Genomic DNA, 25,430 nt, shown 5'->3' with positions numbered 1-25,430 from the left:
GAACCTTGCGGTTAAAATTTTCTTTTATCTAAGCCTGCTCTTTCTCAAACCTAGCAATTACTTCTTGATAATAATTAAACGTGGTTTTGGCGATAGACTCCCAACTAAATTGTTTCAGCACTCGCACTCGACCTGCCTTACCCATAGCGGTTGCTAATTCTTCATTATCTAACAATGCATTTACTTTGGCCGCGAAGGCTTTCTGAAAAGCAGTTGGATTCAGCGGATTAAAGTTCGTTCTAGAAACACTTTCCAGCGGAATCAAATATCCAGTCTCTCCTTCTACAATAATCTCTGGGATTCCACCCACGTGACTTCCCACAACCGGCGTTTCACAAGACATGGCTTCGAGATTGATGATTCCAAAAGGTTCGTACAAGGAAGGACAGGCAAAAACTCTCGCATGACTGTACAGCACTTTGACTTTTTCTCGTGGCAACATTTCCGAAATAAGGATTACTCCTTTTCTTTTGGTTTTCAACTGATCGATTAGTGTTGACGTTTCAAGCGCAATTTCTTCGGTATCTGGAGCTCCGGCGCAAAGCACAATTTGGCAATCTTCATTAAAATATTGGGCCGCTTCTATCAATTGCGAAATCCCTTTCTGGCGGGTAATTCGCCCCACAAAAAGCACAAACGGAATATTTGGATCAATTCCATATTCTCTCAATAAATTATCATCAAAAGTAGGTTTGTAAAATTCAGGATCAATTCCGTTATGGATTACGGTCACTTTTTTGGGATCTACACCATAAGCTTCTACCACATCGGTTTTCATTTGCTCGCTCACCGCTATTACTCCATCTGCAGTCTTATAGGCATTGGTTTCTATCCATCGTGACATAAAATAACCATTCCCGAGTTGCTCCACTTTCCAAGGACGGTGGGTTTCCAAACTATGTGTGGTCAATATCAAAGGCACCTGCAACAATTCCCTCGTGAAAACACCAGCCAAATGTGTGTACCAAGTATGGCAATGAACAATATCGGCTTTTGGAGTAGCCTGAGCCATTTCGACATTTCGGCTTAAATTATGAAACATCTTGATATGTTCATTTTCTGGATCAACCATTTTGGTCAAACAGGAATTTATTCCTTCCACGTGCATGGAGTCCTTGTTTTCTTTTTGGTCACCAAAACATCGAACTTCGACTTGTGCCAATTTGGCCAATTCATGACTTAAAAAATCAATATGAACTCCTGCTCCGCCATAAATGTTTGGTGGAAATTCGTTGGTATAAAGCGCTATCTTCATAAGCAGTGTTTTTATAGTTTACAATATTAGATACAAGGGCAATCTTTTAAAACTGACTCTTACAACTATTTTTTCTTTTTTGAATGATGGCAAAAAAGCAAAATACCAACCCTTAGCCCCGGTTGAAGTGAAAATCCTTTTGTGCCGGTGTTCGGCACAAAAGATTGAAACGGAAAACGGGACGATGTTGACAAAAATGCCCAATTTTTCTGCTCTAAACTTAATAATCGAACTCAGGCTTTAAAACATTGAACTGCATCAAAATATCAATTTAGTAAAAATACAAAACCCCAATTTAATTCGTACGGAAACCCACCATTATTTTAAAACATTTTACACCTAAATTCTAAATTATTTAAAGTTTCCACAAAAGTCATTATTATTTAATATTAATAATTACCACATTTTACCTAGATTAGCATAATAATCCAATTGTCATTTTATTCATCTAAAAAACATACATATGAATCAAAATAACTTAAACTTCAACAGTTTCAATTTTGAAAAAATTGCCGATACCATTATTCGTCTTGGCGTCCTCTTCCTGTTAATCGGATGGTGTTATGATATTTTAAAACCCTTCGTCTTAATAATAGTTTGGGCGATAGTTATTTCCATAGCCTTCAGTCCAGTTTATGAAAGGGTTGTCAGATTATTCAAAGGCCGAAAAATTTTAGCCACTATATTTGTCGCACTCACATTACTTACTCTTTTTGTCGTTCCCAGCGTACTCATCACCCAATCCTTATACGAAGAAATCAATAATTTCGCCCATTATTACCAAACCAATGAGCACTTGATTCCGCCTCCCGGAGAAACCACCAAAAGCTGGCCAACCATAACAAGACCTATTGTAGAAATATGGACCTCGGCCTCCGAAGATCTTTCCAAAGTGGCGCTTAAATACTCGGACCAATTAAAAATAGCCGGTGCATGGCTACTCCTTTCCTTGGCGGGAATTGGCAAAGGCATCCTACAGTTTATCATCTCGATCATCATCGCCATGGGACTATTATTGTATACCGAATCATTAGTCAAGGTTTCCAAAAACATTTTCATCAAACTGATAGGTTCCAATGGCGAACATTATGCCGAAGTCACCGTAATTACCATCCGCAATGTCGTAAAAGGATTCTTGGGCGTAGCCCTAATCCAAGCACTGATGATAGGAATTGGATTCTTTTTGGCAGGAGTTCCTTTTGCTGGAATTTTCACGATTATTTGCCTTTTTCTAGCCATAATACAAGTAGGAATTGGCCCCATTGCCATCCCTGTTGTGATTTATATGTATTCCGTAACCGATGCTACCACCTCAACCATACTGGCGATTTGGGTAGGAATCACACTGATTTCCGATAATATCCTGAAACCAATATTCCTCGGAAGAGGCAACCCGCCTGCACCGATGCTCGTAATATTCCTTGGAGCCATCGGCGGTTTTATTTACAACGGATTCATTGGATTATTCCTTGGGGCTGTAATTCTAACCTTAGGCTACAAATTTTTCCTTTCCTGGATCGATATCACTGAAGAGCCTCAAATAGAAGAATCACAAATAGAGGCCGAAGAATAGTGCTTTATCATTTCAATTTACATCGTCAGTCCATAAAAGCCCATTTGGGCGTGCCCCCGTTGAGAAAAGAGGCTTACTTATAACACCGATTATACAGCCTCTTTCCTCAACGCGGTCAGGCTGTACGCGTTACTTCGGTAACTTGCTTCCATCCTTCACGCAGCTCACAAGAACTTTAGGGAAAATGAGATGTTATAGTTATTTAAAGAACTGAAATACAAACCGATTAATAAAAACACTTTGGATCTTTTATACCGATTAATCTGTATATTTGGATTTAATACTGTGTTATTTTTATCATACTTATGCACCTGATTTAGGATGGAAATTTGTGACAGATTCACATATATAAATGAGTTGGGCATCATTATACCTAATCGTGCTAAATAAGAAACAAAAAATTAAACTATGGCAAATCCTAAAGACATTTTAGTAATAACAACTTCTTCTGCAGATGGATTAAAAATCAAAAAACATCTAAAACCAGTTTCAGCTCATATCGTGGCAGGAACCAATTTATTTAGTGACTTTTTTGGAGGATTAACAGATGTATTTGGAGGTCGTTCAAGTTCATATCAAAAACAGTTGTCATCCCTTTATAATGAAGCAATTGATAGAATAAAATACAATACACACGAAATTGGAGGAAACTGCGTAATTGGTTTGAATATTGATATGGACGAAATTTCAGGAAAAGGAAAATCAATGTTTATGTTAACTGCTATAGGAACAGCGGTAATTATTGAAAAAGACGAAAAACTAAATTCATTATCAAATACGAATGAAAAGTTTGAAAATGTTGGGGTTGAAAGAATAAACAATTTAAGACAAAGAAAAAATATCATTGAAAAAGCTGAAAAACGAGAACTTTATTATGATGATGAAACTTGGAGTTTTATAATTTCAAATCAAGTTCAAGAAATTTTTCCTTTCTTATTAGAAAAACACAAAAACATAATTGAAAACTTTCAATCAATGCCTGATTCTTATAATGTGTTCCATAAAAATTTCATAAGCTATATTGATGCTTTAGAAGAAACCCAAAGAGTAAGTTTACTTTACGATATAATGGAAAGCGAAACTAATCATCAAGTTGCTTTATATATAACTAAAGTAATCAAGGAATTAAACTTATTTGATTATGAAAAAAACATAGCTTTACTTAAAAATTCAGATTTTAAAAAACAAAAGATAGGTTTACGAATTGCAACCTATGATAAATCATTTTATGACAAAAATGATATTGAAAACTTAAATCAAACCAAAAATTTTATTCATTCTTCTTTTAAAGAAAGAGGAGAAATAACAACTAAAAAACAACTTTTGTCTTCAAAAGAAAAAGATGTTTGGAATTGTGAATGCGGAAATAAATCAGTTGAAATTGGGGAATATTGCGGAAGTTGTGACAATGATATTTTTGGATTTAAAGAATCAGAAATGAAACCAGCAGAAATTGTGAAATACATTGACCAAAAAATTGAACTAATAAACGAGTCTATAAAATAATTATGCCCAACAACTACAACGGATTTGGGAAATTGGTTTAATTTAGAGTTGGTTGTGCATTTGGGAGGATTTGCCTCGCCTGTTCGCTATCGCTCCGGTGACAAATCCGAAAACAGGGCTTAATTTAATCCCAAACCCGTTGTAGTAGCAAAACATCATTCATCAACTTACAAGATGACAACAACGTATCAAAATGAATAAATTGTAATTAGACCAATAACTCACTCACTAAAAAGATAAACGACATGGAAGATCCTAATAACAAAACTGAAAACTTAACACCAAAGGTGACAGGAATTGGTGGCATTTTCTTTTTTACAGACAATCCGGAACAGACAAGAGAATGGTACTGCCAAAACTTAGGGTTTGAGATTAATGACTATGGTTCAACTTTTGAATCCAGAAATATTAACAGACCTGACGAGATAAATGCTCTTCAATGGAGTCCTTTCAAAAAAGGAGATGCCTATTTTTCTCCATCCAAAAAAGAGTTTATGATTAACTATCGTGTACAGAATATTGAAGAACTTGTCAAAAAGTTAAGAGAAAACGGTGTTACGATACTTGATGAAATTGAGTCATACGATTACGGTAAATTTGTACACATTATGGATCCTGAAGGAAACAAGATAGAACTTTGGGAACCTAACGAAAATTAACGAAATTGGGGAGCAAAATAACACATAAACAACTAGCTTAAAACTTGACAACAACTATAAAATAATTCTCAAAACAATAAATAACCATGCGTAAAATATTTCTATTCATCATTGTACTTTTCTGTACCATTTCCCTACAGGCACAGGATAATACTTCGTTCAATTTTTCTTTCAATCATGTATCGCTTTCAGTGAAAGATCTCGACTCTACCTGTGATTTTTACAAAAACACACTTGGTCTTCAAGAAATCACCAATAGAACAAAAAAGGAAGGCATCCGCTGGTTTTCATTGGGAGAAGGAAAGGAATTGCATCTAATCTCAACTGTAAAAGAAAGTGTGACAATTAACAAAGCAATACATCTTGGACTGACAACGCCAAACTTCGATTCCTTTGTCAATAAATTAGACAAACTAAAAATAAAATATAATGACTGGGAAGGCAACCTAAATAAAATAACCATTCGTGCAGACGGGATCAAACAAATATATCTTCAGGACCCAAACGGCTATTGGATAGAAGTAAACAGTGTTGCACAGAAATAAAAGTGCCTCAGAAATTTTCAACTAGCAATCAATTACTGACGATGATTTTTCAACTTAAATAGTAATAAAATATGAAAACACTTGAACCAGCTAACAAAATGCAGTTTAGCCAAATTAAATTGCTCAGCACAGTAGTTATCTTATTTATTCTAACCCTTTTTTTTAGTACAAATACTATGGCTCAAGAAAAAATTCAAATGGTTCGCTTGGCAAAAATAAAAGTTGACCCATTGCAATTGGACAAATACAACGACGCATTAAAAGAACAAATGACAACTGCTGTTCGTGTTGAGCCAGGTGTATTAACCTATTACGCTGTTGCCGACAAAAACGATCCTTCACAAATTACAATACTTGAAATATATGCTGATACTGACGCATACAAATCACATATCGAAACAATACATTTTAAGAAATACAAAGAGACTGTTAAGGATATGGTTAAAGCATTGGAACTTACAGACGTTAATTTAATTGGTTCGGCTAAGAAGGACGGGATGTAATTTCAAATAGGTAATTTGGTTTTTATGAATAACTACAACAAATACACCTCAACCATATCCCCTTTTTTCAATTCATAATGTCCGTGGGGAACGTAAATCAATCCGTTTGAAACTGAAAAAGAATTAAGCATGGACGAATTTTGATGTGACAGGATTTGTGCTTCTCCATTGCTGATATTTGCTTTCAAAAACTGGGAGCGGCTGTTTCTAACTTCAAAATCATCGGATAAAGGAAACAATATAGCTTGTTTGTAATTCGCCTCAGCACCCGACATAATTGCCAATGTGGGCAAAACATACACATAAAAACAAGTTAAGCAAGCCGCAGGATTTCCAGGTAATGCGAAAATCATTTTATTTTGAAACTTTCCTGCAAATAAAGGTTTTCCCGGTTTTTGATTGACTTTATGAAATAATGTTTGCACCTGAAGTTCTCTTAAAGCTCTTGCCACAAAATCATAATCCCCGACCGATATTCCGCCGGAAACCAAAACCAGTTCGTTGTTTGTTAAAGCGTCATTCAGTTTGCTTTTGGTATTTTCAAAATCATCATTGACTTCATACAAAGTCACCGCATCATAATACGCATCCAGCAAAGCCGATTGCAACATAATTCCGTTGCTCTCATACACTTTTCCGTGTTCGAGTGGTGTTCCTGGTTTGGTAAGTTCATTTCCAGTCACTACAATACCTATTTTTGGCATTTGAAAAACCTTTACATTTGTAAAACCAAGTCCTGCCAAGAAACCAATCGCTGCGGCATTTAACAAAGTTCCTTTTTCGAGAGCCAAATCCCCTTCCGAAATTTGTTCGCCAATGGGTCTGACATTTGTTTCGGGTTCCGCTAATTCGTCCAACAATAATTGCGTTCCGTTTGCAGAGACCTTCTCAATTTGAATTACAGCCTGAGCCGAATCTGGCACTGCAGCTCCCGTAAAAATCTTCACAGCCTGTCCCGGAAGTAATTCTACTTTGTGAGAATCTCCCGCTTTTATTTCGCCGACAATTTCATAGACCAAAGCATCATGTAAACACAAAGCAAATCCATCCATCGCCGATTGACGAAAAGGAGGCATATTGATTGGTGACAAAATGGATTCTGCTAAAATATGTTTTCTGGCTTTAAAAAGAGGATATTCCACTTTGTGCAAAGCAGGCAAATTTTGCTCTAATGTCGAAAAAGCTTCTTGAACGGAAATCATGAGTTATTTTTTTAATAGTATTCAAAAATACAATTTGAAAATGACATATATTGCCTTTAAAAAAGAGATTATCTCTTTATTTTGTTGAAATTATAATGCTAAATTCAGATTCAAAACAAAATTTCTCCCTTTATTCGGAATATTATTCCAACTAGAAAAAGTAGAATAATAGGTATCAAAAATATTTTCAACTCCAGTCTTAATATTCAATTTGCTTTTTTCAACATAAAAAGAATAACCCGCAGAAATATTTAAAACAGCATAATCCGGCGTTTTATTTTCACCATAGTACGGACTAAACCGTGATTGAGCTGCATTTCCAACAATAGCAATCGAGGCTGAAATTTGTTTTTTGAAATAATTAAATGTACTGGAATAACTGAATGGGCTGATAAAGGGTAAATTCCTGTTCTTGCTTTCTTTCCCATACGCATAAACCAACTGTCCTTGCCATTTGAGGCTTTCCAAAATTTGATATTCTAAATTCAAATCCATATTAAAAATAGTGGCATAATCAAGGGCTTCATATATTTTCACCCCATTGGCACCAATTGTCATAGGAATTAAATTTACATCTGGCGCTCCCACTATATAATTTGAAACATGAAAAAAAGTTGCCGATAATTTAGAACTCCATTTACTTTTGGAGTAACCAAAAGACACACTTGATTCAAAGGATTGCTCGTTGTCCAAATCAGGATTTCCAATATAATCGTATCCATCAAAACTGTTGAACAAATAAAACCCATAACCTTCAGAAACTGAAGGAGCGCGTTCTCCATACCCTAATCCCAAACCGTATTCAAAACCATTTCTGGTATAACTGTACTTGGCCGAAAAACCACCAAGAAATCTAATATTGACAGCATCCATATTGGGATAAAAAATCTGCAGGCTTTGCAACCCAAATTGACTAGCCACTTTATTACTATGACTGGCGATACTTGCAGTAAACAGTAAATTTGAATTGGTATTAAGAGCCAAATGATCTTCCAAAAACAAACCATAATACAAAGTCCTGACATCTGGCCAAGTGTACATAAACATTAAATTTTCGTTTGGATCATTGGGATACATCGTCATTTCAGCAATGGAACGGTTATAGAACGAGCTAAAATCTGCAGTGAAATGATGCTGTCCAAAAACACCTTTTGCTTTTGAATACATTCCGTATGTATCACTCCAGCCCGGCATATCCATGTGTACAGGAACATTGGGACGCTTGGTATCATCCATAATATGTGTAATGGTATTGTAATACAGCTTGGTTTCCCAAGATTGAAGCGTTGTCCCTGCGGGAACATATTCATAACTCAACGAAGTTATCAGTGCTTCGGCCAAAGAAACATCCATAGGCAACGCAGGATACCCCACATTGGTTGCTTTGTCGTAGATTACAGCTGTTTTAATCATTTTATCGGTATCCAAACGCAAGCCGGAAGAAGCAGAAATATTAATTTTTTGGAACTGGGAAAAATCTATTTCTTCGTTATTCCCAGCAAAATAATTGTCTGCTTTTCGAAGCATAAAATCGGTATCGATATAAAATGATTCCTTTGCGTAACTGACCGCCGAACCTATAATTTTCTGATTACTGTTCGACTCATAACCTGCATTTAAATCCGCGTTCCAACCAGCGTTTGCGAAACTGCTTTGATTTTTTTTCAAATCAATAGCACCGCCAATTGTCGCACCGTGGCACCCTCCCTCCTGTCCGGAAACAATTGTGGCTTCTGCCAAATTTGAAACTTCCACATACGAAGTAATGGGATCCATTTTATCAGTGCAGGCTCCAAAAATACGCATACCATCTATAGTGATCAATGTTCGCTCCGTAGCCATACTGTTGATTATCGGTTCCCATGCATACCCCCCTCTTTTTATCATATCGACTTTACTGGATTGTTGCAGGTATTCATCAATCGTGGCAAGTGGTTTGCTTTGTTTTTGATACAGTTTGGCTTTCTTTCCAATAACGATAACTTCATTCAATGGTTTTGGAGCTATTGAATCCTTTAATTCTTGTTGAGCAAAAAGGGTTACAGAAATTAAGAAATACACCAAAAGGAAAAATAATGGTTTCTTCATCGAAATATTTTTTTTGTATGCACAAGATTAATAAATCCGCACAGACGTTACTCTGTTAATTAATCGGGTTTAAAATAATTTAAAACCCATATAAAAAAGGTCAAAAATCAAAAATCGACAATTGACCTTTTTTTATTCAACTAGAATTCTATTTCAAAGTAAATACTGCTTGCAGGAACAGCATCTGTAATAGCTTCTCCTTTTAAAACTTCATTATTGGCATTCAATAATTGTAAGTTTATTTTCCAATAACCTGTCATTGTAAGTGATAATTTCCCTTTGTATAATCCACCCACTGCTGTTTGAGTCAAATCAACATTATTAGGAGAACTATGATTGCCCATACTTGGCATTCTTGGATCAATTTTCAGTTTATAATTATCCACAACAGAAAAAGTCATCATGTCTTGCATTTTAAAAATAGCCACCTCGATATCATTGATTGCTACTTTTGGGTGATGCGGTTCTGCATAGGCAACAACATATCGCACTCCATCAGTACCTTTGAATGTAGTTACCGTTTGTTTTGTAGATGCGGGTACATCAATAACTGAAGTTGCAGTGTATGTAGTTCCATTGATAGTATAATCTATTTTTAGATCCCAATATTCGGTAGTGTTTTGTGCCATTTGAAAAACAATATATCCTTCATATAATGTCGCTTCGGCAGATGCTTTTTCAATTTTAGATTTTGGACAAGAATGCGTCATTGAAGTCATATGCATCAAAGGCATCCAACTTGCTGTTGCATTTTTTACGTATTGCCCAGTGGAATTATCTTTGATTCTTAAACCCACTTCATTATATCCTTGCACTAATCCTCCCATATGTCGGTACAGCTCTATGGTATGAGTTGTGTTGGTTATTTCTTTAAATTTTGTAAGTCCGTCCAGTTCATCCACAGTAGGCTCAGTAGAATCTGAAGAACAAGAGGCAAAAGCAAGAGCAGCAAATAATAATATAATATTTTTTTTAAATTGAATTTTCATTTGAAATGTATTTTTTTTTAATTAAATCTTGATTGTGTTTGTTTGTTTTGCGTGAGGGATTGCAGTGGAGCTCTTTTTTTTCAATTGCCACGGGTTTAAACCCGTGGCAATTGAAAAAAAAAAAGCGGGAACGTAAAGCCCGACCCGTAGTTTTTACGAAGGGTCACGCCCGCATAAAATTTAGCGAACTCACGAAGCCAATTAAAACACTTACATTGTGCAATTAATTTTCTCGAAAAACGAAACAATTGTTTCCATAAAAGATATGCTCTTTGAAAAATCAAACAGCCTAAATTATAGTAATTTAAAAATCTAAGAAATAAAAATGGGTGGTCTTAAAGGTGATTCCAAATGAGAATTGGAATATAAATTGGAATAGGTATTACTATTGTTTTCTTTATCCAAAAATGATACAGAAGCAATAGAAAAAGTTTTGATTTCTTGAAAAAACAAGAGTTCAACAACAGGAGAAAATCCCTTTTTATTGGAAGATACAGGCTTTTCATTTTCGGCAGCCTTAGCCATTTCTTTCATCAAATGACATTTCCCGTTACAGTGCATCATTGGCTTTGCCTTGTTTTCACAAAGTACCTTTGAAATGTATTCATAATTGACCACATATTCTATAACCGGGAAAATAGGTTTTAGAAAAATAGCAATGATGAGTATGAATACGAAGTTTTTCACGGTGTAAAAATAGACTGCATTCTTAAAAAAAAAGATGATATAAATCAGGAAACCTGTTATTTGAGACAAATTTGTCTTTTTTTTATTTACTCTGTAATATCCCTGATTTTAAATTACAAACTATAATTCAAATTGAACATTAGACGATAATTAGCTTCAATATTGGAACCTGCTAAATGCTGATTGACTGGGAGCATCGCACTCATACCAAGAGAGAACTTATCTTTCCCAACTTCTATACCAAATTTACTGAACAATACATCACCGGCTGTATTAGGCAATACTTGTCCGTGTTGTTTATTCGATTCGTAAACCTCGCCTACAAAACCGATATGAGGCATTATTTTTACAGCATTGGCTTCCAATGAATAAAAGAATAATCCTCCGTAATTGAATTGATTTCCATATTGATAGTTTCTTTTATTTTCGGTTTTAATAGTGTAATCCATCAACAGATTCATTCCCAAATTGTTTTTTTGGATAACGTAATCTGCTACCAAAAGGTAATCCCAACTGCCCGTTCCCACCTGAAAACTTTGATTAACCGTCCCAAGATTATTGGCCTCATTGAACTTTCCGGTAGGCATTTTGACACCACCTCCCATTTGCAGTTTATGGGTCAAAGTAATGCTATCTTTATGTGTTTGATACAAAGTGTACATTCCCATCACAGTTATGTCACCCAATCCTTGAATTTCTTCCTTTCCTGTTGACAGTTCACGGCTGTGATGCTGAAAGGGAATCAAAGTGAAAATTTGAATTCTTTCGGTAATTGGTATTTTGGACCAAATCTGGATTGTATTGAAATTTTCGTCCACCCAAGGCGAATTGTCAAAAATTCCGTCTTTACTGGTGTAGCTTTGATTCAAATATCGTACTCCCACAAAGTTTGAATTTAGCATGGAACCAAAACCCAATCCACCACTACTGGCAGAACAACCGCAGGCATCACAATCTTCATACTCATATTCGCTCAGCAATAATAGATTATGAAATTTATTGGCATAAATACTGTCCTTAATGGGATTTGAAAAAGCCAATTGAAAACTACAAGCTAGGATTATAAAAAAATATTTTTTCATTGTATTTTAAAATTCTGAAAATCGTTTATCCGTTAGATATTGATTATCGGTTAGTGTTTTTAGAAAAGCAATTACTTGCATTTTCTCCTGAGTTGTCAAAGCAATTCCGAGTTTGCCGTTTTGATTTAAAATTGGGTCTAATGTCTCCGAGTTTACGACACCCGAGGCATAATGATCCAAAACCGCTTCTAAAGTTCCGAATCGTCCGTCGTGCATATAAGGCGCTGTTTTTTCGACATTTCTTAAACTCGGCACTTTAAATTTATAATAATCCACTGCTAATTGGGTTACTCGATAACGCCCTACATCTTTAATTTGCCGATTGACTGCCAATCCGTTGTTTCTGAATGAATTGTCGGTCATCAAATCGGTGGCGTGACACGAACTGCATTTGGTTTTGAAAATTTCATAACCGGCTAATTCGTCTGTTGTTAGAGTTCCACCAACTTCGTTGCGACGGTATTTGTCAAATCTAGAATTGCTGGAGGTCACCATCAGCATGAATTGCGAAAGTGCTTTGAGCATGTTTTCGGAATTGATTTTTCCATCTTTGAATGCAGCTCCAAACAATTTTTGATACGTTTCATCCGACTTCATCATGGCAATCGCATCATTGAAATTGCCGTTCATTTCGATTGGACTTGTAAACGGAATAATGGGTTGCAAATCGAGATGAGAAGCGGCACCATCGTACATAAAGGCTGTTTGATAACCCAAATTTTGAATCGAAGGTGTGTTTCTGGTTCCGATATTGTCGCCAACTCCGTGACTAAAGACGTGACCGTGATGGGTGAATGCATTTTCCTGAATGTGACAAAAACCACAGGAAACGACTCCATCCGAAGACAATCTTCCGTCGTAGAACAATTTTTTACCGAGTTCAAATCCTTTCTCTGTTGGCGGATTCAATGCAATATTGTAAGCCAAAGGAGGAAAATTGGATGGAACGGTAAATGCTAATGGCACATCGACATAATTGCTTTCGTTATCATTGGAACAACTTAAAATTAATGGAATAATGAACCACAGGAAATGTCTTTTCTTCATGTTTTTATACTGTTGAAAGAATTACTAAAGTTGTGGATTAGCCCCGATAGCGCCGATATCCCAGCTCGTTTTTCACGAGATGGAATAAAGGCAATAGCGGGAGGAGAGTTGTTATGAAAACAAATCGTCTGCTCCTAAAACTTCAGCAACCTGTTAGTCGTTGTGTACGTGAGCTACAGAGAACATTCCGTTTAAATTGGCTGTAATCAAAGGCAATTGAGAACCTCCCATAATCATGGCGCCCATGCCACCCATATTGTTGTCTGAAAGCTTGATTTTATTGGTTCCGTCAATGATTTTAGCCACATTGGCAATGATGTGAATATCTGGAGTGATTGTAGTTCTTACCATTGCATTTGTAGGCAAATCCAAAGTGACTTCGGTATAATTGTAATCGGTTCCAGTTTGACCTGTATGCACCATAAATGAAGTATCGGCAGTTACAGTAGAAGAAGTAAAAGTTCCTTCGAAAGCCACGAATTTATACCCAGCAGACCAACTCCACATCATTCCGGCAGCTTGTGCAGCAGCCAAGAAATCACCTTGACCAGTTGCTCCCAATTCCCATTGCGCTTTGTCTACTCCGATTCCGAATTTTATTTTGGTGTAGTTCCCTGCAGGGATGTTTTCTAATTCAATCTCGTGACTTGCAACTGTAGCTTCATCGACAATGAAATAGCTGGAACTTTTTGGATAAGTAAGTGTCGTTCCATCATCTTTAGTCAAAACAATATTGCTAATGATGTATTTTACATTACTGATTTTTAATACTTCTCCTTGTGAGGTGGTGTTGGCTTGGCTTGTTAAAATCAAGTCATTTGATCCGAAGGCATTGTCAAATTCTACGCCCAATTTACCGGTTCCGGTGATAACTTCGTCATTATTGTTTGAACATGCTGATACTACAGCAACCATTGCCATTACAGCAATTGCTTTATATATTGCGTTTTTCATTGTATTTATTTCTTAATTTATTTAGGATTGATTCGTGCGCAAAAGCGTGCACAAATGATGGATACCATTTGCAACAATTGACACAAAAGTGTTTTAATAAAATCTAAGAAATAAAAATGGGTGGTCGAAAAAGGGAATCCAAATGGGATTTGGAATATAAATTGGAATAGGTATTGCTGTTTTTTTCTTTTTCTAAAAATGATGCAGAAGCAATAGAAAAAGCTTTAATTTCCTGAAAAAATAATAGTTCAGCAACAGGAGTATATCCTTTTTTATCGGAAGAAGCAGGCTTTTCATTTTCGGTAGCCTTGGCCAATTCCTTCATCAAATGACATTTACCGTTACAGTGCATCATTGGCTTTGCCTTGTTTTCGCAAAGTACCTTTGAGATGTATTCATAATTAACCACGTATTCTATAACCGGAAAAATCGGTTTTAGAAAAATAGCGATGATGAGTATGAATACAAGGTTTTTCACGGCGCAAAGATAGTACACACTTTTTAAATTCAAATGACTAATGTCAGTTTTTCACAAATTATAGTTAAAACATTAAACCTTTGACCATTACAATCATCTTACACCTATAACTTAAAGACTAATAAACATGAAAAATTTGATTATTGCCTTAGCATTTGGAATCGGACTGACAGGATTTGCCCAAGAAGCTACTCCAAAACCCAACAGAGCCGATATGGAAAAAATGACTCCAGAGCAACGCCAGCAAAAACATTTGGCTTATTTAACCAAAGAATTGGCTTTGGATGCCAAACAACAAGAAGCCGTAGGTAAAATTTTAGCAGAGAAAAGCGCCAAAGCCCAAGATCTAAAAGCTCAAAAAAATACCCGAAAAGCAACTGGAGAAAAAATGACAACTGAAGAAAGAACTGCTTTTAAAACTCAAATGCAAGCCGAAAAAGCAGATACTGAAGCTAAAATGAAAGCCGTTTTATCTGCCGATCAATATCAAAAATGGCTTGACTTGAGAGAAGAGAATAAAGCAAAAATGAAAGAAAGAAGAAGTGGAGGAATGTAGAAAGCAATAAAAATTAAACACGAATTCCACTAATTAGCACAAATTGAAATGCGCTGATTTACTTCGTCCGTTCGCTATCGCTCGGGTGTGGAATTCGTTTTTTACTCCTGCAAGGTTTTTTTCTAACCTTGTAGGTGTAAATTGTTATGAAGTCGTTTTCAAACATACCTACAAGGTTTGAAAAAACCTTGCAGGAATATTCAATATCGAATTAAAATGTTTTAGAAACTTTATCAATTGCATTAATGGTAAAATCCAAATCTTCATAAGTCAGTGCATCGGTGATGAACCAAGTTTCGTAAGCAGATGGCGCTATATAAACTCCTTCGGCTACCAATCCGTGGAAGAATTTCTTGAAGGTTTCATTATCTCCTGCTGCAGCCGATTGAAAATCGGTTACTGGATTTGCATCAAAATGAACCGAAATCATTGAACCTATTTGATTGATCGTAAAAACGACATTATTGGCTTTCAAAACTCTTTCGATTCCTGCGCCTAAATAAGCTGTTTTTTCTTCCAGTCTTTTGAAAATTTCTCTGTCGTTATCCAATGCTTGTAACATTGCCAATCCGGCTGCCATTGCCAATGGATTTCCTGATAAAGTTCCTGCTTGATAAACAGGTCCCAATGGTGCCAGGTAATTCATAATTTCGGCTCGTGCCGCAAAAGCCCCAACAGGCAATCCACCCCCAATTACTTTTCCGAAACAAACAATATCTGCATTGATGTTGAACAATTCCTGAACACCACCTCTGGCCAATCTAAAGCCTGTCATTACCTCATCGAAAATCAGCAGAATTCCATTTGCCGTACACAACTCACGTAATCCTTCCAAAAATCCTTTAACAGGTGGAATACATCCCATATTTCCTGCAACAGGCTCGACAATTATGGCAGCAATTTCATTTTTATTAGCTTCTATTAAAGTCTTCACATTCTCCAAATCATTGTATTTGGCAAGCAAAGTATCTTTGGCTGTTCCTGCTGTTACACCCGGACTGTTTGGTGTTCCAAAAGTAACTGCCCCACTCCCCGCCTGAATCAAAAACGAATCAGAATGACCGTGATAGCAACCAGCGAATTTGATGATTTTGTCTCTCTTGGTAAATCCACGAGCCAAACGCACCGCGCTCATACAAGCCTCTGTCCCAGAATTCACGAATCGGATTTTGTCAATATTCGGAACCATAGATACTGCAAGTGCTGCGATTTGAGTTTCCAATTCGGTTGGCATACCGAAAGATGTTCCTAGTTTGGCTTTTTCGATTACGGCTTCCACCACTGGTTCGTAGGCGTGTCCCAAAATCATTGGCCCCCATGAATTGATATAATCGATCAATCGGTTTCCATCTTCATCATACAAATAAGCTCCTTTGGCACTTTTTACGAATATTGGTGTTCCCCCGACGGCTTTAAAAGCTCTTACTGGTGAATTTACTCCCCCTGGGATTACTTTTTCTGCTTCAGCAAAAAGCTGACTACTTCTTTGGTATATCATTACGATTTTAAATTTTAGATTTTTGACTTCAGATTTTAGATTTGACTGAATACTAAAAACTGAATACTGTCAACTTATTTTACTATCAACTTCTGCCCTATCGAAAGTGTATTTTCTGTTAGATTATTTTTCTGTTTTAATTCTTCCACGGTCAAATTGAATTTTTTGGAAACCGAATAAAAAGTATCTCCTTTTTGGATTTCATACAAACTGGCTTCATCAGCGCCAAAATTGTCCTGAAGCAAAACTTTAGATTCTTCCTTTGCCATTTGTTTTCCTAAAACTTTGGTGTCGTACTGACTCAAATTATAGGTTTCAATATAGCTTATTAATTTTTCCGGATATCTAGGATCAGTGGCGTAACCAGCTTCTCTCAAGCCTTTTGCCCATGCTTTGTAATCTCCTTTTGGCAATGTAAACAAATTGGCATATCTTTTTTTACTCGTCAATACCATCGCATGATCTTGATAGGACTCGGAGGCTTGATTGTATTTCCTAAAACATTCATTTGCAGAATCATCATCTTTATAGACTTTATCACCTCTCCAATCATTATGGCACTTGATTCCGAAATGATTATTGGCTGTCATAGCCAAATCCCCTTTTCCAGCTCCCGATTCCAAAATTCCCTGCGCCAAAATAATACTGGCAGGAATTCCGTAGGTTTTCATATTACTCATCGCAACACCACTGTATTGTGCGATATAGGCTCTGGTTATTTCATTTGTACTTATTGGTTTTGAACTGGACTGAGTTGCCGTGTTACTACTGTTTCCGTTTTGGATTGGTTTGGAATATTTCCATCCCACTGGTTTTTTTGTAGTAACGATTGTTGGTTTCGATGAACCACAACTTATAAGGGTTGCAATTAAGAGAAATAAAAATATTTTCTTGACCATGTTTTTGATTTACAATATTATTATTTGGCATTGATTTTTGCCATTGCTATTGAAATTGAATCACTGTTTTATTCTTCTTTTTCAAAAGCGTATTCATTCCCTGGATTCCCTGCAATCCTCCTGTATGAATCAATAGAATTTTGGAATTATGGGGGAAATAGTCTTTCTGAATTAAATCTATAACGCCAAAAACCATCTTTCCAGTATAAATGGGGTCTAATGGAACTTGTGTTTGTTTATAAAACTGATTTATAAACTGAATCAATTCTTCATTTACTTTTCCGTAGCCCCCAAAATGATAATCGGTTATTAATTCCCAATTTTCGTTGGTGGCAAATTTACGAATTTCTTCCGAAAAAGTAGTTATTTGCCTAAGGTCGTCAGGAACGCCTTTTTCATTTAAATTGGAAGAAAATTTATTCATGGGCGTTTCATCTTTTAAAAAGTCTCCTTTTAATGCTGGAAATCCCAAAACTTTTTGGTGTGGAAATGCACTGTTGATAATCCCCGAAATGGTACCACCCGTTCCTACCGCACAACATATGTAATCAAACTTAGCGTCTTCTTCAATGAGTATTTCTTCGCATCCTTTTATGGCATACTCATTAGTACCGCCTTCTGGAACAAGGTAAAATGATCCGAATTTACTTTTTAGGTTGGCTATAAAATCAGGTTCGGTTTTGAATCGATAAGCTTCTCTGGTAACAAACTCGAATTGCATCCCACATTCTTGAGCAAACTGCAAAGTTGGATTTTCGGCAATTTTATCGCCCAATTCATCTCCGCGAATCACACCGATAGTTTTAAAACCCTGTTCCTTTCCAGCATACGCTACCGCAGCAATATGATTGGAATAAGCACCACCAAAAGTCAGAACGGTTTCCTGATTTTCGGCTTTTGCCTGAAGCAAGTTGTACTTTAACTTCCTAAATTTATTCCCCGATATAAAAGGATGAAGCAAATCTTCCCGCTTGATCTCAAGTGAAATTCCATTAGGCAATTCGTATGTTATTTTCTGATTCAAAATTTAGGGTTTATTAGTTTTTAAATAGTTTAAAAAACTAAAATATGTTCTCGTTTCAAGGTAATTCAAATGCTGTTCATTGGCATAAGCTTCTCTTTCAAAACTAATATTTCTATAGGCCAAATTGGCGTTTTTATACTGCAGCAAACGTACCGCATATTCCACAAAATACCAAACAAAAAAAGGCAAGATTAGTAGTTCCAATTGCTGTCGGAGGTGAATTTTTTCGTGATTGACAAGTACTTTATTTTCCGAATCAAATGCGTATTTTATAAACACAAAAGGAAAGACTGTTAGCCCGCGATATCCTTTAGGAATTAAATATTTGACAACAATAACAAACATTGGTTATAAAATTTATAGATTTGTACAGGCAATTTAGTCCAAATTAAAGAAAAACACAATCGCCTAATTGAGAATTTCAAGCATAAATAAAGAATGGCAGAACAAAGTAATGAAAATAAATTAACTGAGGGAGAAGATTTTTATTACACTCCCGAAGGATACAAATGCTTTACCGAAAAATACCATTTGAAAAGAGGATATTGCTGCAAAAGTGGTTGTCGCCATTGTCCCTATGGATTTGATAAAAAAACGGGGCAAATTAAGAAGTAGATTTTCAGATAACAGAACGCAGAATTTAGATTTCAGGTTACAGAATTCTTTTTAAAATTAAATACACAGAAATGGACATCCTTTCTTTAAAATATAAAATTAAAATCCACAAGTCCTACCACAGGTCGGATATACGTTATCCCTAGTGGATGTTGTTTTTTAGTACATACAAAAGCAACAAAGACAATTGAATATTTAGAAATCTTTTGAAAAAGTTATTTCTAATTTTCCAAAAAAGGTCTTGATTTACGGATGCGCGTGAGGGATAGAAACTAGCTACCGAAGTAGCGTGGATAGCCCGACCGCAATAGGGAAAGGGGCGACTCAAGACCCACCTATATCAGCCCCTTTTTCTATTGTGGTCACGCCCAAAGTGTTGCTCATTAGAACAAATTTAATTTTAGATTTTAAAAACAAAAAAAATGACTTTTCAAGAACAAATACAACAAGGAATCCCTTCTATATTACCACAGCCAAAACCGTATGAGGCAAACATTAATCACGCGCCTAAACGGAAAGAAATCTTGTCGGACGACGACAAAAAACTGGCGCTTCGGAATGCTTTGCGCTATTTTGAGCCAAAACACCACGCTGAATTAATCCCTGAATTTCGCAACGAACTAGAAACTTACGGACGTATTTATATGTACCGTTTGCGTCCCGATTATAGAATGTATGCCCGACCAATCTCGGAATATCCTGGAAAAAGCGAGCAAGCCAAAGCCATTATGCTTATGATTCAGAACAATCTGGATTATGCGGTGGCGCAACATCCGCACGAATTGATTACTTATGGAGGGAACGGTGCAGTTTTCTCAAACTGGGCACAATATTTATTGACGATGAAATACTTATCGGAAATGACCGATGAGCAAACGTTGACAATGTATTCTGGGCATCCGATGGGATTATTTCCTTCTCACAAGGAAGCACCAAGAGTTGTGGTTACCAACGGAATGGTAATCCCGAATTATTCTCAACCTGATGACTGGGAAAAAATGAATGCCTTAGGCGTTTCCCAATACGGACAAATGACCGCAGGAAGTTATATGTACATAGGGCCGCAGGGAATTGTGCACGGAACGACAATCACGGTTTTGAATGGTTTCAGAAAAATAAAACGCTCCCCAAAAGGAGGCTTATTCGTAACTTCCGGATTGGGAGGAATGAGTGGCGCGCAACCCAAAGCGGGAAATATTGCAGGCTGTATCACAGTTTGTGCCGAGGTAAATGCAAAAATTACCCACATTCGCCACAGTCAAGGCTGGATAAATGAAGTGGTTGAGAATATTGACGAATTGGTCAAAAGAGTTGCTTTGGCGAAAGCCAATAACGAAACCGTTTCTATCGCATACCTTGGGAACATTGTAGATGTTTGGGAACGATTTGACGAAGAAAACCTTTATATTGATTTGGGTTCCGACCAAACTTCGCTTCACAATCCGTGGGCAGGAGGGTATTATCCGGTTGGAATTTCATTTGAAGAAGCCAATGATATGATGGCAAATAATCCTGATTTATTCAAGGAAAAAGTACAGGAAACATTGCGCCGTCACACAGCCGCTATTAATAAACATACGGCCAAAGGAACTTATTTCTTTGATTACGGAAATGCCTTTCTACTGGAAGCTTCCCGTGCTGGTGCTGATATTATGGCCGAGAATGATATTGATTTCAGATACCCGAGTTATGTGCAGGACATTATGGGACCTATGTGTTTCGATTATGGTTTTGGACCTTTCCGTTGGGTTTGTACTTCTGGAAAGCCTGAAGATTTAGCCAAAACTGATACCATTGCCTGTCAAGTTTTGGAAGAAATGGCCAAAACTGCTCCGATTGAAATTCAGCAACAAATGCAGGATAATATTCAGTGGATAAAAGGCGCACAAGAAAATAAATTGGTTGTGGGTTCTCAAGCCAGAATCTTATATGCCGATGCCGAAGGTCGTGTAAAAATTGCCGAAGCGTTCAATCAGGCTATTGCCAAAGGCGAAATAGGATTGGTTGTTTTAGGCCGTGATCATCACGACGTTTCGGGAACCGATTCTCCCTACAGAGAAACTTCCAATATTTATGACGGATCCCGTTTCACGGCCGATATGGCGATTCAAAACGTGATTGGAGACAGTTTCCGAGGCGCTACTTGGGTTTCCATACATAATGGTGGTGGCGTTGGCTGGGGTGAAGTCATCAACGGTGGTTTCGGAATGGTGCTGGATGGTTCCAAAGAAGCTTCTAGACGCTTGGCTTCGATGCTTTTTTGGGATGTCAATAACGGAATCTCAAGACGCAGCTGGGCTCGTAACGAAGGAGCTGTTTTTGCCATAAAACGTGCTATGGAAGTCGAACCATTGTTGAAAGTGACGCTACCCAATTTGGTGGATGATAAATTATTAGAATAAAGCACATAAAAAATACACATAAAATCATTTTAAATCTGCTGAATCTGCGTGACATAAAAAAATTGGCACGCAGATTTTTGCAGATTCAGTAGATAAAAATAAAATCTAAAGAAATTTTCAGGAGCTAATCCTGCTATTCGCTTCAAGATTTTTCATAAACTCGTTTTTTTCTAAGAACAAAAAGAGCTTCCTTTGGTCGCTTTTTTTGTTCAAGAAAAAAATACTCGTTTAACAAAAAATGCTTTTCACTATTATCAGGGCTAACACAGCTGACTGCAGACAAATGTATTTAGTAGAGATCTTTGAAAAATCATTTTTTTTAACTACCTTAGAGTAATCAAATTGGTACGATTTTTGTGCTAAATTTGATTCAACATTAATCACATAAAAATATGAAAACATTTAAGCTCCTACCCTTATTATTACTTTTTATAGTTTCTTCGTGTGACACTGTAAAAGTATATTCTGATTATGACAAATCGGTTGATTTTACCCAATACAAAACTTTTGCCTTTATGAAATCCGGAATTGACAAAGTAGAGATTTCTGATTTGGATAAAAAAAGAATTCTGAACGCCATCGATCGACAAATGCAATCCAAAGGATTTACCAAAAGTGAAACTCCCGATTTATTGGTTAACATTTTCACCAAATCCCGCGAAGAAATCAGCGTAAACCAATTCAATGCCGGTTATGGCTACGGTTGGGGTTGGGGATGGAATCCTTATATGTATGGAGGACAGACTACTGTTAGTTCCTCTACTGAAGGAACATTATACATTGACCTAATCGACGCCAAAAAGAAAGAACTGATCTGGCAAGGTGAAGGAACCGGAACCCTTTCTAAAGACATGAATGAAAAAGACGCAATTGTCAATGATATTGTCACCCAAATTTTAGCACAATATCCGCCTGCAAAACCTGAAACAAAGGAAAATAAAGAAAAGAAAAAATAATTTAGTTTTTAAAAAACCTACCTTTGTGTAGGTTTTTTTATACTCAGAAATCATGACAAACAAAGACATAACAAACATAGAAGATATTCAATTAATGGTAGATACATTCTACTCTAATGTGCGAAAAGACGAACTGATTGGCTCTATTTTCAACGAAAAAATAGGTGACCGCTGGCCCGAACATTTAGAGAAAATGTACCGCTTTTGGCAAACTATTCTACTGGAAGAACACACGTATTCCGGAAGTCCTTTTCCACCACACAAACAACTTCCTGTCGAGAAAGAGCATTTTAACCGCTGGATGGAAATTTTCACTAAAACTGTGGATAGTTTATTTACAGGTAAAAATGCTGATGAAGCCAAACTCAGAGGCAAAATGATGGCAGAAATGTTCCATCACAAAATTGAGTATTTCAGACATGAAGCGAAGCATCCGCTTTTATAATCTAAAACAAAAACCGCAATAAAAATAATGCGGTTTTTTTATGTTGATAAATTGAAACAATTATTTTTAAGGAATACTTAAATATGCAATATTAAAAATTATCAAAATTTAATACTCAAGAGTTAATCCCCAGTCCAGAGTTAAATAGAAAGCTTTTTGCAGTTTATACAAAATTTCACCTAGCTCGTCAAAACCATAGGCACGCTTACTTAAACTATAAACACGCCTACCTAAATCATAGGAGAGCCTACTTAAATTATAGGCGTACCTGCCAAAATCATAGGCATGCCTACCTAAACAATAGGCATGCCTACTTAAAATTATAGCACGCCTAAACAATCTAGACGCGCGCCTATCAAAAACAAAGGCGACACCTTCAAAATCGATAGGCGTGCCTATCAAAAAGATACGCGACGCCTAGTAAAATATATGGTGCGCCTATGAAAACTGAAGGCGTGCCTATTAAAAACAAAGGCGACACCTCCAATATTAATAGGCGCGCCCTAATATTATTATGGCGCAACATTACATAAACCAAAATTCTGCATTGGAATCATTACGGTTAGATTTTGAATCTATAAATTTGCTAAAATCATAGTTAAAAAACTTCTTTTAAGCCTCTTTAAATTGTACTTTTGCATATAAACTACATCGATTTCGTTATGAACACAAAAATAGAAAGCAATCCATTATTAGAACGATTGCCTAAACATTTAAAACAGTTTATCAAAGCTCAGGATTACAGCGATTATACCCCAATTAACCAAGCAGTTTGGCGATATGTAATGCGTAAAAACGTGAATTATCTCTCTAAGGTAGCTCACAGTTCCTATCTTGAAGGATTGAAAAAAACGGGTATTGAAGTAGACAACATTCCGAGTATGTATGGTATGAACCGCATACTTAGTGAAATTGGCTGGGCTGCTGTGGCGGTTGATGGCTTTATCCCACCAAATGCCTTTATGGAATTTCAGGCGTATAATGTTTTGGTCATTGCATCAGACATTCGCCAACTCGAACATATTGAATATACACCCGCACCAGATATTATTCACGAAGGTGCCGGCCACGCCCCTATTATTGCGAATCCAGAATATGCGGAATACCTGCGCCGTTTTGGCGAAATAGGCTGTAAAGCCATTTCTTCGCATAAAGATTACGAAATGTATGAAGCCATTCGGTTGCTTTCTATTTTGAAAGAAGCAGAAGGAACACCAAAAGCAGAAATCGAAGCTGCCGAAAAAGCGGTTGAGGACCTTCAAAACAATATGGGTGAATTATCTGAGATGGCCCAAATCAGAAACCTGCATTGGTGGACAGTTGAATATGGTTTAATAGGCACATTGGAAAACCCTAAAATTTACGGAGCCGGTTTATTGTCATCCATTGGCGAAAGCGCTTGGTGTATGACAGATAACGTAAAAAAAATCCCTTATGATTTCTCGGCAGTTCACCAAAGTTTTGATATTACCAAATTACAACCGCAACTGTATGTAACTCCAGATTTTGCTTATTTGAGTTTGATTTTGGAAGAGTTTGCCAATACTATGGCTTTGCGTACAGGAGGACTGTCGGGCATAAAAAAACTAATTCATTCGAAAGCATTGGGAACTATTGAAATGAGTACTGGTTTACAAATTTCGGGAGTTTTCACGAATGTTATCGAACAGGAAGGAAAACCAATTTACTTTCAAACCACAGGCGAAACTGCTTTATCGTATCGCGAAAAAGAATTGGTTGGTCATGGAACCAGCACGCATCCGGAAGGTTTTGGTAGTCCAATAGGAAAACTAAAAGGTATTAATCTAGCCATTGAAGATATGAGTCCGCGTGACTTAAAAGCATATGGCGTTTATGAAGGACAAACTGCAACTCTGGAATTTGAAGGTGATATAAAAGTGGTTGGAGAAATCATTACCGGAAAAAGGAATCTACATGGAGAGATTATCTTAATTTGTTTCAAAAACTGTACGGTTACACACGGAGACACTGTTTTATTCAAACCGGAATGGGGCAATTATGACATGGCTGTGGGTAAAAAACTAGTTTCGGCTTTTTCTGGGCCAGCTGATGTAAGCAGTTTTAATTTGATTTCGCACGTTCCTTCGAGCAAAACCATCAAAGCCAAACAAACTGCTGAAAGAGACGATCTGGAAGTACTGTACCAAACCGTAAGAAGCATTCGCGAATCTAATGACACAACAGCTTCATTGGAACCTATTTTTGAAAAACTTCAAAATAATCATCCAAATGATTGGTTACTTTCTGTGGAATTGATTGAGCTTTTAAATACTCGAAATGAAATGAATTTAATGCAGCAGTTGCTTTTGCATTTGGAAAACCTAAAAAAACAACGTCCTGAAATCGAGAAATTAATTTCGAATGGTTTGGAGTTGATTTTTGAGAACGAAGAAACTACGCATTAGGATTAAAAAACACGAATTCACTAAAGACACGAATTACAGAA

The 25,430-nt window shown here is 36.6% G+C and carries 24 protein-coding genes; 11 read left to right on the top strand and 13 right to left on the bottom strand.

What is annotated here, in order from left to right; translation table 11 throughout:
- Nucleotides 1-28: 28 nt before the first annotated feature.
- Entirely contained in the window at nt 29-1,255 is a 1,227-nt protein-coding gene (gene glgA / locus HQN62_RS06165) for a glycogen synthase (protein WP_173503702.1), read from the bottom strand.
- A 463-nt stretch (nt 1,256-1,718) separates the two neighbouring features.
- Here glgA and HQN62_RS06160 point away from each other — a divergent pair, with 463 nt between their 5' ends.
- From HQN62_RS06160 to HQN62_RS06140, 5 genes are all read left to right on the top strand, one after another.
- On the top strand, nt 1,719-2,828 hold the full coding sequence (locus HQN62_RS06160; RefSeq protein WP_173503701.1) for an AI-2E family transporter: 1,110 nt from the start codon (nt 1,719-1,721) through the stop codon (nt 2,826-2,828).
- A 408-nt stretch (nt 2,829-3,236) separates the two neighbouring features.
- On the top strand, nt 3,237-4,334 hold the full coding sequence (locus HQN62_RS06155; RefSeq protein WP_173503700.1) for a YbjQ family protein: 1,098 nt from the start codon (nt 3,237-3,239) through the stop codon (nt 4,332-4,334).
- A 245-nt stretch (nt 4,335-4,579) separates the two neighbouring features.
- Nucleotides 4,580-4,993, top strand: a complete 414-nt coding sequence (locus HQN62_RS06150) for a VOC family protein (RefSeq protein WP_173503699.1) — start codon at nt 4,580-4,582, stop codon at nt 4,991-4,993.
- Nucleotides 4,994-5,079: 86 nt separating this feature from the next.
- On the top strand, nt 5,080-5,538 hold the full coding sequence (locus tag HQN62_RS06145; RefSeq protein ID WP_173503698.1) for a VOC family protein: 459 nt from the start codon (nt 5,080-5,082) through the stop codon (nt 5,536-5,538).
- Nucleotides 5,539-5,609: 71 nt separating this feature from the next.
- Entirely contained in the window at nt 5,610-6,041 is a 432-nt protein-coding gene (locus HQN62_RS06140; RefSeq protein WP_217362506.1) for a putative quinol monooxygenase, read from the top strand.
- Between the two features lie 32 nt (nt 6,042-6,073).
- On the opposite strand, the gene HQN62_RS06135 is transcribed toward HQN62_RS06140, so the two are convergent.
- The 8 genes from HQN62_RS06135 to HQN62_RS06100 all read right to left on the bottom strand — a co-directional run bounded on the left by HQN62_RS06135 (nt 6,074) and on the right by HQN62_RS06100 (nt 14,568).
- Nucleotides 6,074-7,243, bottom strand: a complete 1,170-nt coding sequence (locus tag HQN62_RS06135; RefSeq protein ID WP_173503697.1) for a molybdopterin molybdotransferase MoeA — start codon at nt 7,241-7,243, stop codon at nt 6,074-6,076.
- Nucleotides 7,244-7,333: 90 nt separating this feature from the next.
- Entirely contained in the window at nt 7,334-9,331 is a 1,998-nt protein-coding gene (locus HQN62_RS06130; protein ID WP_173503696.1) for a TonB-dependent receptor plug domain-containing protein, read from the bottom strand.
- Between the two features lie 140 nt (nt 9,332-9,471).
- Nucleotides 9,472-10,320, bottom strand: coding sequence for a hypothetical protein (locus HQN62_RS06125; RefSeq protein ID WP_173503695.1), 849 nt, complete (start codon nt 10,318-10,320; stop codon nt 9,472-9,474).
- A 312-nt stretch (nt 10,321-10,632) separates the two neighbouring features.
- Nucleotides 10,633-11,076 (bottom strand): hypothetical protein, encoded by a 444-nt coding sequence (locus HQN62_RS06120; protein WP_173503694.1) that lies wholly within the window; start codon nt 11,074-11,076, stop codon nt 10,633-10,635.
- A gap of 44 nt (nt 11,077-11,120) precedes the next feature.
- The gene (locus HQN62_RS06115) at nt 11,121-12,089 is read right to left on the bottom strand and encodes a transporter (protein ID WP_173503693.1); all 969 of its coding nucleotides are present in this window, start codon (nt 12,087-12,089) and stop codon (nt 11,121-11,123) included.
- A 6-nt stretch (nt 12,090-12,095) separates the two neighbouring features.
- Nucleotides 12,096-13,136 carry a cytochrome-c peroxidase gene (locus HQN62_RS06110; RefSeq protein WP_173503692.1) on the bottom strand — a complete coding sequence of 347 codons (1,041 nt, stop codon included), beginning with the start codon at nt 13,134-13,136 and terminating at the stop codon, nt 12,096-12,098.
- Nucleotides 13,137-13,289: 153 nt separating this feature from the next.
- Nucleotides 13,290-14,090 carry an MbnP family protein gene (locus HQN62_RS06105; RefSeq protein ID WP_173503691.1) on the bottom strand — a complete coding sequence of 267 codons (801 nt, stop codon included), beginning with the start codon at nt 14,088-14,090 and terminating at the stop codon, nt 13,290-13,292.
- A gap of 103 nt (nt 14,091-14,193) precedes the next feature.
- Complete coding sequence (locus HQN62_RS06100) at nt 14,194-14,568, bottom strand: hypothetical protein (RefSeq protein WP_254454490.1); 375 nt, start codon at nt 14,566-14,568, stop codon at nt 14,194-14,196.
- A 127-nt stretch (nt 14,569-14,695) separates the two neighbouring features.
- On the opposite strand from HQN62_RS06100, the gene HQN62_RS06095 reads away from it, so the two are divergent.
- The gene (locus HQN62_RS06095) at nt 14,696-15,124 is read left to right on the top strand and encodes a hypothetical protein (RefSeq protein WP_173503690.1); all 429 of its coding nucleotides are present in this window, start codon (nt 14,696-14,698) and stop codon (nt 15,122-15,124) included.
- 211 nt (nt 15,125-15,335) lie between these two features.
- Here the strand turns inward: HQN62_RS06095 and hemL are convergent, their stop codons facing one another.
- The 4 genes from hemL to HQN62_RS06075 form a co-directional block, all read right to left on the bottom strand.
- Complete coding sequence (hemL, locus tag HQN62_RS06090) at nt 15,336-16,622, bottom strand: glutamate-1-semialdehyde 2,1-aminomutase (protein WP_173503689.1); 1,287 nt, start codon at nt 16,620-16,622, stop codon at nt 15,336-15,338.
- A gap of 74 nt (nt 16,623-16,696) precedes the next feature.
- Nucleotides 16,697-17,521, bottom strand: a complete 825-nt coding sequence (locus tag HQN62_RS06085; RefSeq protein ID WP_173503688.1) for a glucosaminidase domain-containing protein — start codon at nt 17,519-17,521, stop codon at nt 16,697-16,699.
- Between the two features lie 46 nt (nt 17,522-17,567).
- Nucleotides 17,568-18,545, bottom strand: coding sequence for a 1-aminocyclopropane-1-carboxylate deaminase/D-cysteine desulfhydrase (locus HQN62_RS06080; RefSeq protein WP_173503687.1), 978 nt, complete (start codon nt 18,543-18,545; stop codon nt 17,568-17,570).
- Between the two features lie 3 nt (nt 18,546-18,548).
- Nucleotides 18,549-18,890 (bottom strand): hypothetical protein, encoded by a 342-nt coding sequence (locus HQN62_RS06075; protein WP_173503686.1) that lies wholly within the window; start codon nt 18,888-18,890, stop codon nt 18,549-18,551.
- A 93-nt stretch (nt 18,891-18,983) separates the two neighbouring features.
- On the opposite strand from HQN62_RS06075, the gene HQN62_RS06070 reads away from it, so the two are divergent.
- From HQN62_RS06070 to HQN62_RS06050, 5 genes are all read left to right on the top strand, one after another.
- Nucleotides 18,984-19,160 (top strand): C1orf53 family protein, encoded by a 177-nt coding sequence (locus HQN62_RS06070; protein WP_165688760.1) that lies wholly within the window; start codon nt 18,984-18,986, stop codon nt 19,158-19,160.
- A 422-nt stretch (nt 19,161-19,582) separates the two neighbouring features.
- Complete coding sequence (locus tag HQN62_RS06065; RefSeq protein WP_173503685.1) at nt 19,583-21,562, top strand: urocanate hydratase; 1,980 nt, start codon at nt 19,583-19,585, stop codon at nt 21,560-21,562.
- A gap of 392 nt (nt 21,563-21,954) precedes the next feature.
- Nucleotides 21,955-22,518: a DUF4136 domain-containing protein gene (locus HQN62_RS06060; protein ID WP_173503684.1), complete on the top strand. Its 564-nt coding sequence runs from the start codon at nt 21,955-21,957 to the stop codon at nt 22,516-22,518.
- A gap of 52 nt (nt 22,519-22,570) precedes the next feature.
- Complete coding sequence (locus HQN62_RS06055) at nt 22,571-22,963, top strand: group III truncated hemoglobin (protein ID WP_173503683.1); 393 nt, start codon at nt 22,571-22,573, stop codon at nt 22,961-22,963.
- Between the two features lie 662 nt (nt 22,964-23,625).
- Nucleotides 23,626-25,389, top strand: coding sequence for an aromatic amino acid hydroxylase (locus HQN62_RS06050; protein ID WP_173503682.1), 1,764 nt, complete (start codon nt 23,626-23,628; stop codon nt 25,387-25,389).
- The last annotated feature ends 41 nt before the right edge of the window (nt 25,390-25,430 follow it).

This window comes from Flavobacterium sp. M31R6 (genome assembly GCF_013284035.1).
Classification (GTDB): domain Bacteria; phylum Bacteroidota; class Bacteroidia; order Flavobacteriales; family Flavobacteriaceae; genus Flavobacterium.
The sequence above is the reverse complement of the archived record's forward strand: the minus strand, read 5'-3'. Positions and strand labels throughout refer to the sequence as shown.

Coding starts and splice junctions, on each gene's coding strand:
- HQN62_RS06070 (WP_165688760.1), top strand. CDS start 18,984: ATGGCAGAACAAAGTAATGAAAATAAATTAACTGAGGGAGAAGATTTT.
- HQN62_RS06140 (WP_217362506.1), top strand. CDS start 5,610: ATGAAAACACTTGAACCAGCTAACAAAATGCAGTTTAGCCAAATTAAA.
- HQN62_RS06055 (WP_173503683.1), top strand. CDS start 22,571: ATGACAAACAAAGACATAACAAACATAGAAGATATTCAATTAATGGTA.
- HQN62_RS06105 (WP_173503691.1), bottom strand. CDS start 14,090: ATGAAAAACGCAATATATAAAGCAATTGCTGTAATGGCAATGGTTGCT.
- HQN62_RS06130 (WP_173503696.1), bottom strand. CDS start 9,331: ATGAAGAAACCATTATTTTTCCTTTTGGTGTATTTCTTAATTTCTGTA.
- HQN62_RS06135 (WP_173503697.1), bottom strand. CDS start 7,243: ATGATTTCCGTTCAAGAAGCTTTTTCGACATTAGAGCAAAATTTGCCT.
- HQN62_RS06060 (WP_173503684.1), top strand. CDS start 21,955: ATGAAAACATTTAAGCTCCTACCCTTATTATTACTTTTTATAGTTTCT.
- HQN62_RS06145 (WP_173503698.1), top strand. CDS start 5,080: ATGCGTAAAATATTTCTATTCATCATTGTACTTTTCTGTACCATTTCC.
- HQN62_RS06065 (WP_173503685.1), top strand. CDS start 19,583: ATGACTTTTCAAGAACAAATACAACAAGGAATCCCTTCTATATTACCA.
- HQN62_RS06075 (WP_173503686.1), bottom strand. CDS start 18,890: ATGTTTGTTATTGTTGTCAAATATTTAATTCCTAAAGGATATCGCGGG.
- HQN62_RS06150 (WP_173503699.1), top strand. CDS start 4,580: ATGGAAGATCCTAATAACAAAACTGAAAACTTAACACCAAAGGTGACA.
- glgA (WP_173503702.1), bottom strand. CDS start 1,255: ATGAAGATAGCGCTTTATACCAACGAATTTCCACCAAACATTTATGGC.
- HQN62_RS06125 (WP_173503695.1), bottom strand. CDS start 10,320: ATGAAAATTCAATTTAAAAAAAATATTATATTATTATTTGCTGCTCTT.
- HQN62_RS06085 (WP_173503688.1), bottom strand. CDS start 17,521: ATGGTCAAGAAAATATTTTTATTTCTCTTAATTGCAACCCTTATAAGT.
- hemL (WP_173503689.1), bottom strand. CDS start 16,622: ATGATATACCAAAGAAGTAGTCAGCTTTTTGCTGAAGCAGAAAAAGTA.
- HQN62_RS06160 (WP_173503701.1), top strand. CDS start 1,719: ATGAATCAAAATAACTTAAACTTCAACAGTTTCAATTTTGAAAAAATT.
- HQN62_RS06155 (WP_173503700.1), top strand. CDS start 3,237: ATGGCAAATCCTAAAGACATTTTAGTAATAACAACTTCTTCTGCAGAT.
- HQN62_RS06050 (WP_173503682.1), top strand. CDS start 23,626: ATGAACACAAAAATAGAAAGCAATCCATTATTAGAACGATTGCCTAAA.
- HQN62_RS06115 (WP_173503693.1), bottom strand. CDS start 12,089: ATGAAAAAATATTTTTTTATAATCCTAGCTTGTAGTTTTCAATTGGCT.
- HQN62_RS06110 (WP_173503692.1), bottom strand. CDS start 13,136: ATGAAGAAAAGACATTTCCTGTGGTTCATTATTCCATTAATTTTAAGT.
- HQN62_RS06095 (WP_173503690.1), top strand. CDS start 14,696: ATGAAAAATTTGATTATTGCCTTAGCATTTGGAATCGGACTGACAGGA.